Below are 7,011 nucleotides of genomic sequence, written 5' to 3'. Positions count from 1 at the left end.
AAAAAACCATCCCAACTTGAGATATACTATAGGTGTTCAAGTCTATCGTATATGATGCAAGGAGGAATGGCAAATTGGCAAATAAAACCAATAGTTTGAGCCATACAAAATGGCTCTGTAAATATCATATCATATTTACACCGAAATATCGACGAAAAGCGATATATGCAGAAATAAAAACAAGTATAGGTGAAATAATACGACAGCTATGTGGGTATAAAGGAGTAGAAATTATAGAGGGGCATTTGATGCCAGACCACATACACATGCTAGTGAGTATACCACCAAAGTATAGCGTATCAAGTTTCATGGGGTACTTGAAAGGGAAGAGTTCTCTAATGATATTCGATAAGCACGCAAATTTAAAATATAAGTTTGAAAACCGCCACTTCTGGGCAGAAGGATACTATGTAAGTACAGTAGGGCTGAATGAAAGCACAATAAAGAAGTACATACAAGAACAAGAAGCCCATGATATAGCAATGGACAAACTTAGTGTGAAAGAATACAAAGACCCTTTTAAGGGTAGCAAGTAATACAAACGGGGCTTCATGCCCCTGCGGGTGTCAAACTACGGTAGGCTTGAACGTTAGTGAAAGCAAGCGCCTTGAGACGCATGTTTGAGACACTTGGCTTATAGCCACAGTGCAAACCACCCCTTTGAGGGGTGGTTATGATTTAGGGAAATGCAAATTCAGAATAAAACAGAAGAAATGCTTCCTGTAAAATACAGGAAGCATCCTTTCGTTCGGCCTAGTTCATGATATGTCGCCAGGGTCATGGTACATATCACAACTGGGGTTTTAATTTTGCAAGTGATATTTGCTTGCTATTGATTACTGTTCTGTAACTACTGTAAATACAACAAGGTCCTTCTTGCCGAGGTTTGCAGTGCTGTGGGAATGTCCCTTTGGGCAGTAGTGAACCTGTCCAGGTCCTAAGACTTCTTCCTTTTCGTCATCCAACTTGATGGTTGCTGTTCCTTCAAGAATATAAACGATCTCGCTGCTTGTGTCGTGGGTGTGGTAACCGATTGTTGAACCTGGTGTAAGTCTTCCGTAAAGAATTCTGTTCAGATTGTCTGCGTACATCTTTGCAATGACTTCACCTTCGCCACCCTTGAAATTAGGGATTTTCTTTTCTTCCATGCTTGCGATGTCAAAATAATAAGGTGCAGGAAGATCAACCTTCTTTGCCTTTTTAGGTGCAGCCCAAAGACCTGCAGATGCAGCCAACATAGCAGAACATACAATTACCAATGATTTTTTCATTTTATTCCTCCAATAAGATAATGATATTCCATATTTTTAAAACGGAAAAGTAAAAATCCGTCATGGCCTTTCAGACAAATCAATGTTCAAAATTTGTTTTTGTAGGGGAATAGTATTACAATTTAGATGGAAGGGTGATAAAAACGAGGTTTTTATATGCGTAAAGCTTTTGCGTTTTTTAGATTGATTTTTGTATCGCTTTCAGTGCTCTGCATGGCCACATCTGTTTTTGGCAAGGAACACATCCATACTGTTGTAAGAAAAAACATAAAGGTAGGCTACTATGAAAACGAGGCTTTTCAGGAAGGAGCTTCGGATGGTGCGGTAAAATCAGGCTATGCCTATGAATACCTTCAGAAAGTTTCCTCCATGACAGGATGGCAGTACGAATATGTCTATGGTTCATGGGCGGAGGTGTATTCAGCATTTCTGAGAGGGGAAGTGGATCTTCTTGCGGGGCTTGGTTATTCTGAATCTCGCCTTTCATACATGAATTATCCTGATTATCCAATGGGATATGAGAGCTACTATCTTTTTGTCCGTTCGAATGAAACGACTGTTACTTGTGATGCTGAAACTCTCCGCGGTAAAAGAATTGGTACCATTCCTGGATTGCTTCAGGATGCTATTGAGACATGGCTTTCCGATAGGAACATAAAGTCAGAGATAGTAGTTTTTAATGATGTGTATGAACGTGACATTGCTCTTGAACGAGGTGACATCGATGCCTTCATCGGTGAAGGTTCTTCCGTAAGCGTGAATGGATTCAATAAGCCTCTTCTGAAGATTGCTAGCGTGAACATGTACCTTTGCGTTTCAAAAAACAGGCCCGACATTTTGAAAGAACTGAACATGGCTTTGTCGGAACTGGATAGCAATGATCCTTTCTATGTGAATCAGCTTTCTGAAAAATATTTTAGTAACAGTGCTGTAACCGTAAGGGTTTCACCTGCAGAACATGAATGGCTTGATAATCATAACAATACTCTTCGTGTTGGATACATGGATAATTTTCTTCCGTATTGCGGAACTGACAGTAAGGGAAATGTCACAGGTATTCTTGTAGATGCAATGGATGCTGGATTCAAGAAGATAAAGGCCAACCAGGAAATCAAGATTACATATCAGCCTTTCCAAAACACGGAAGACATGATTACTGCAATCCACAATCACGATATAGATGTGATTTTCCCTGTTTCTAACAATGTCTACTATATGGAACAGAATGATTTGTTCCAGTCGAAGCAAGTCATTACTTCTGCAATGAATCTTGTCTATCGCGATAAAATCAATGAAAATACTACTGAGACCATTGCAATCAACCGACACAATCAGATTCAGTATGACTATGCTCAGACAAACTTGCCTGATTCCAGAATGATTCTGTATGACAGCGTTTCCGAATGTCTTGATGCTGTTAACAATGGAGACGCAGGATGCGCAATTTTGAGTGGACTTCGTGCAAGCGTTCTGCTTCGCAATTCAAAATATATCAATCTAAAATACATTGAATTGCCTGCAAGTACAACAAAATGCTTTGGAGTCAGCACCCATAACCTTGGTGTCCTTTCTCTTCTGGACAGGGCGTTGAATACGCTTGATTCAAAGGATACTTTGACTTTTACCTACAAGTATCTTGAAAATGAATCTGTTTATTCCATCAGGGAATTCATCAAAAGACATCAAATTTTAGTCTTTATCATATGCGCAATTTTCTTTGCTGTTGCTCTCATCACAGTTGAAATATTTGTTTCAAAAAATCAGAAGGAAAAATTATATTTCAAGTTTGCATATAAGGATTCCCTGACAGGTGCCTTTAATCGTCGCGCTTATGAAGAGGATGCGATGGCTTTTGAAAATTCAAGGAATCAGAAATATGTTTGTGTTTCCATGGATTTGAACGGTCTCAAGAAAGTAAACGATGATCTTGGTCATCTCGCAGGGGATGAACTAATAAAGGACGCTTACACTCTGATTGAGGAGGCCTTTGGCAAGTACGGTAAAATCTATCGTACAGGTGGTGATGAATACTCTGCACTTCTTAGAACCGACGAAGAAACTTTTGGCAATGCAAAGCTTAAACTTGATGAACTATGCAAGGGGTGGAAGGGAACTTACAGCGATACCCTATGTATTTCCGTTGGTGCAGCCTTTAGCGCCGAAGCAGAAACAGATGTTCTTATGGATTTGTGGAAACTTGCAGACAAGAGAATGTATGATGCCAAGTCCGAGCATTACAGAAAATCGGGAATGGATCCTCGCGGGCAAAATGATGCCCATAAGGCCCTATGCTCAATGTATACTAAGATTCTCAAAATCAATCTTACGGAAGATTCCTACCAGATCATAAACATGGATATGGACGAGCAGACGGTTGAAAAAGGTTTTGCAAACAGGATTTCTACTTGGCTTTCTGATTTTGGTACTTCAGGTCAGGTTCATCCTGAGGATCTTAATGGGTACAAGAAAAAAACTGATATCAAGTACATGCAGGATTATTTCCGTTCGGGGAAAAAGAATCTTACGGTTTTCTACAGAAGAAAATACGGAGATGAATACAAGCGTGCAATGATGCAGATTATTCCCGCTCCAGATTATGAACCAGAGTCCCAGAGCCTTTTCCTCTATGTCAACAATGTGCATTCAATTGAAGATAATTGAATTCCTCAAGATTGTTATTTGGTTTCAGTTTCTTCCTCTGTAATTTCTGTAGGAGCTTTTGCTTCTGATTCTTCAGTCTTTTCAATGTCTTCTTCTTCATCCAGAGGTTCTGCATTTTCAACTTCTGAATCTTCTTCCGTTGGAGGATTGTAGTCAGGTGTTTCCTGTCCATCGCTTGGGAATGTCATGGTAAAATAGTTTTCATTGTCTTCTGTGGAACCTTTTATGAGCTGTTGAAGCTTTTTATCAAGAACGTCATAGATGTATTTTCTTAATGAATCCTTGGTTTCTTTAGGAGTTCCCTTGGCAAACAGGAGAAGTGCCGTTGTCTTTCCGTTCATTTCATTTATGCTGTATACAATGCACTGCGTTATTACACTCCATCTTCCAAGAGAAAGGCTCACGTTGGTGAGTAGGGTATTTTTTACAAGAATTTTAGAAAGGTCATTATCAAGGAAACAGGATATGCCGATGGAACTGATGTTTTCAAAGGTCATTGTAAACAGTTTGTTTCCGTGAGCAATGTATCCGGTCAAGGCTTCGTCTTTGCTGCATGTAAGGCTCAGGTATTTTCTCTTTCCCTTTGCTCCGTTGATTTCAAGAATGCCGCTGATTTTTTTTGTGATTTCTTCTGGAGTTATTCCATCAAGCCCAATGTAGCCTCCAGGCAGCTTTAGGTTCATGATGAATTTTTCGATGGAAGATTCAGGAACTTTTGATGCCATGATTCCGAGGAAAACAGATTTCAATGTGTCATCGTACTGGAATGACTTGATGTAGTTGTACCATTCCTTGAGCGACAGCTGCTGCTTTATGTTTATGAAGCAGATTGCATTTTCAAAGTTTCGGAGTACTGATTTTGCAAAAGTATAGTCTTTCAGAATATAAACTTCATATTCCTGTTCCTTGAGTTTCTCGACTATCTTGTGTTCTATTGTATATGGAGGATCTATAAAAAATACCTTGCGACCAAAAATTGGATTTTCTCTGAAAAACATATGGGAAATTATATCAATTTTATTTGAATTGATTAACTTGATTCTGTTGAAATTTCAATTTTTAGAGACTCCAATTATTCCATATCCTACAAGAGGTTGAACTTTCCATCATTGTTGCCGCTGCTCCAGATGTATTCGCCTTTGAAACCAGAGATTTGGGCATAGCCATTTTCATCTGTTGTGACAGTTCCCTTTGTGGTCCACTTTTCCTTTATGAGTTTTTTCAAGGTGTAGTAGGCAGGCTTTACAGTTCCGTTCCTTCTTATGAGTCCGCTTGGTGCGTTGAGCCATGCGCCGTCGTTGAAGTCCCAGTTTGTGATGGCAGTAACCTGTGGATGATTTTCAAAAATCTGAGTGTAGAATTCTTCTATCCATTTTGCCTGGCGTTCTTCTCCTTCTGGAGTAGAGGCATCGTCGGCGTATTTGTAATCGTTCAGGTCATCAAGTTCTGGAGGAACAAGTTCTCCTGAAACAAATGTGTTTTCCGTAAAGTTGATAGGAAGTCCAAAGCGCTCGAACCTTGAAAGCACATCTTCAAGTTTTTCCATTCCCCAGCAACCCTGATGCTGATGGGACTGTAAGCCGATGGCGTCGATTTTTACTCCGGCATCAAGACATTCTTCTATTAATTTTTCGTAGGCTGGCGACATGTTGAAGTCATTTAAAAGCAATGTTGCATTCTGGTTTGATTCCTTTGCGGCATCAAAAATTTTCTTTACGAGACCTGTCTGTCCGTGTTCTCTGCAAAGTCTAGTTACTGCATTGTCATATCTATCAAAGACAGGCATGATCACAACTTCGTTTATTGCATCCCACATGTCTATGATTCCTTTAAAACCTTCTACTTCACGATGGATGCGTCCGATCTGTTTTTCAAGGATTGTCTTGTTGTCGTATTTTAAAAGCCAGTCGGCGCAGACTGTATGCCAGCAAAGTGGATGTCCCTTCAGTGTTACTCCATGGTTCCTAAGGAATTTTGCGGCCTGCATGAGTTCTGCCGTTCTAGGTTTTCCTTCTTCAGGTTCAAAGCTTCCCCAATAAAAGGCGAGGGTTGCAAAGTTAAAGACATCAAGGAACTGTTTTACGCTTTCATTTTTTTCAGCATCCTCTTCACCAAGCTGATTTACAAGGTCTGAAACCAGGAATCCGTTGCATCCAAAAAGAAATTTATGGTTTGAAAGACTGTAATCGATTTTTGCATTTGCCAAAGGTTTTCCATTTGAATCTGTAAAGAGTATTTGGCCGGTAGATTTTCTTTCTTCTATTTTAGACATGTGTTTCCTCGTAAAATAAAATTGTCCTCATATTCTAGCAGATATATTCATAATTAAGGTTCTTTTTCATTTTAAAATTTAGTTATAGTCTTTTTACGGTAAGTTTTGTATATGGTATAATGAACAAATGGAAAAAGTAATGGAAGAAAAAATGATTTATGATGCAGCAATAATCGGTACGGGGCCAGCCGGTATCAGTGCTGCCATTACATTGAAAATCAGAAACAAGAATGTACTTCTCTTAGGCAGCCGTAATTTGAGCAGCAAGGTTACTTATGTTCCGTTGTATGATGAAGAGCCAAAATTTTCTGGAAATATAGAGGTACTTCACGATGTTCCTTTAAGGATCGAAGGAGACATGAAAGCCCGTAGGTTGATTTTGAAAAATACTGAAATTGAGGCTGATGGTATTTTCATTATGCGTGAAAGTATATCTCCAAAGCAGGTTGTAGCAGGTCTTAAAGTTGAAGATAACCACATTCTTGTTAACAGAAATATGGAAACAAACATTCCGGGAATTTTTGCCTGCGGTGATATTACGGGACTTCCGTACCAGTACATCAGGGCTGCAGGTGAAGGAAATGTGGCGGCTTTGAGTGCTGTGAAATATTTATGATTTTTTAGTTAAGAATAGGGGAAACAAGGATGAGTATCACCCTGCACAGATGATTTACCTGAACAGTCAGGCGCATCTTGGAATTAAATGATTTGAAAAAGAGCCCTGAGGTGATCTTACACTTCAGGGCTCTTATTTATGGCTTTAGCCAGTGAAAATGCGAAGCGTAGCGAAGTATTTTCACAAAAAAC

Annotated in this window: 6 protein-coding genes; 3 read left to right on the top strand and 3 right to left on the bottom strand. The window is 39.4% G+C overall.

Annotation, left to right across the window (positions count from 1 at the left end; all coding sequences use genetic code 11):
- Positions 1-74: 74 nt before the first annotated feature.
- Positions 75-536: an IS200/IS605 family transposase gene (gene tnpA / locus ACKI39_RS07175; protein WP_407399071.1), complete on the top strand. Its 462-nt coding sequence runs from the start codon at positions 75-77 to the stop codon at positions 534-536.
- Positions 537-836: 300 nt separating this feature from the next.
- Here tnpA and ACKI39_RS07170 read toward each other — a convergent pair whose 3' ends face one another.
- Positions 837-1,271, bottom strand: coding sequence for a cupin domain-containing protein (locus ACKI39_RS07170; protein WP_407399069.1), 435 nt, complete (start codon positions 1,269-1,271; stop codon positions 837-839).
- A 156-nt stretch (positions 1,272-1,427) separates the two neighbouring features.
- On the opposite strand from ACKI39_RS07170, the gene ACKI39_RS07165 reads away from it, so the two are divergent.
- Positions 1,428-3,932 carry a transporter substrate-binding domain-containing diguanylate cyclase gene (locus tag ACKI39_RS07165; protein WP_407399067.1) on the top strand — a complete coding sequence of 835 codons (2,505 nt, stop codon included), beginning with the start codon at positions 1,428-1,430 and terminating at the stop codon, positions 3,930-3,932.
- Positions 3,933-3,946: 14 nt separating this feature from the next.
- Here the strand turns inward: ACKI39_RS07165 and ACKI39_RS07160 are convergent, their stop codons facing one another.
- Both ACKI39_RS07160 and ACKI39_RS07155 read right to left on the bottom strand, forming a co-directional pair.
- Complete coding sequence (locus ACKI39_RS07160) at positions 3,947-4,930, bottom strand: hypothetical protein (RefSeq protein WP_407399065.1); 984 nt, start codon at positions 4,928-4,930, stop codon at positions 3,947-3,949.
- 86 nt (positions 4,931-5,016) lie between these two features.
- Entirely contained in the window at positions 5,017-6,204 is a 1,188-nt protein-coding gene (locus ACKI39_RS07155) for an endo-1,4-beta-xylanase (protein ID WP_407399063.1), read from the bottom strand.
- Positions 6,205-6,331: 127 nt separating this feature from the next.
- Here ACKI39_RS07155 and ACKI39_RS07150 point away from each other — a divergent pair, with 127 nt between their 5' ends.
- Positions 6,332-6,820: an NAD(P)/FAD-dependent oxidoreductase gene (locus ACKI39_RS07150; protein ID WP_407399061.1), complete on the top strand. Its 489-nt coding sequence runs from the start codon at positions 6,332-6,334 to the stop codon at positions 6,818-6,820.
- Positions 6,821-7,011: the final 191 nt, after the last annotated feature.

It is taken from the genome of Treponema sp. (assembly GCF_045641405.1).
Classification (GTDB): Bacteria; Spirochaetota; Spirochaetia; order Treponematales; family Treponemataceae; genus Treponema_D.
The sequence above is the reverse complement of the archived record's forward strand: the minus strand, read 5'-3'. Positions and strand labels throughout refer to the sequence as shown.

Bases quoted from the DNA above. Each gene is read 5' to 3' on its own strand.
- ACKI39_RS07170 (WP_407399069.1), bottom strand. From the start codon at position 1,271: ATGAAAAAATCATTGGTAATTGTATGTTCTGCTATGTTGGCTGCATCT.
- ACKI39_RS07165 (WP_407399067.1), top strand. From the start codon at position 1,428: ATGCGTAAAGCTTTTGCGTTTTTTAGATTGATTTTTGTATCGCTTTCA.
- ACKI39_RS07160 (WP_407399065.1), bottom strand. From the start codon at position 4,930: ATGTTTTTCAGAGAAAATCCAATTTTTGGTCGCAAGGTATTTTTTATA.
- ACKI39_RS07155 (WP_407399063.1), bottom strand. From the start codon at position 6,204: ATGTCTAAAATAGAAGAAAGAAAATCTACCGGCCAAATACTCTTTACA.
- ACKI39_RS07150 (WP_407399061.1), top strand. From the start codon at position 6,332: ATGGAAAAAGTAATGGAAGAAAAAATGATTTATGATGCAGCAATAATC.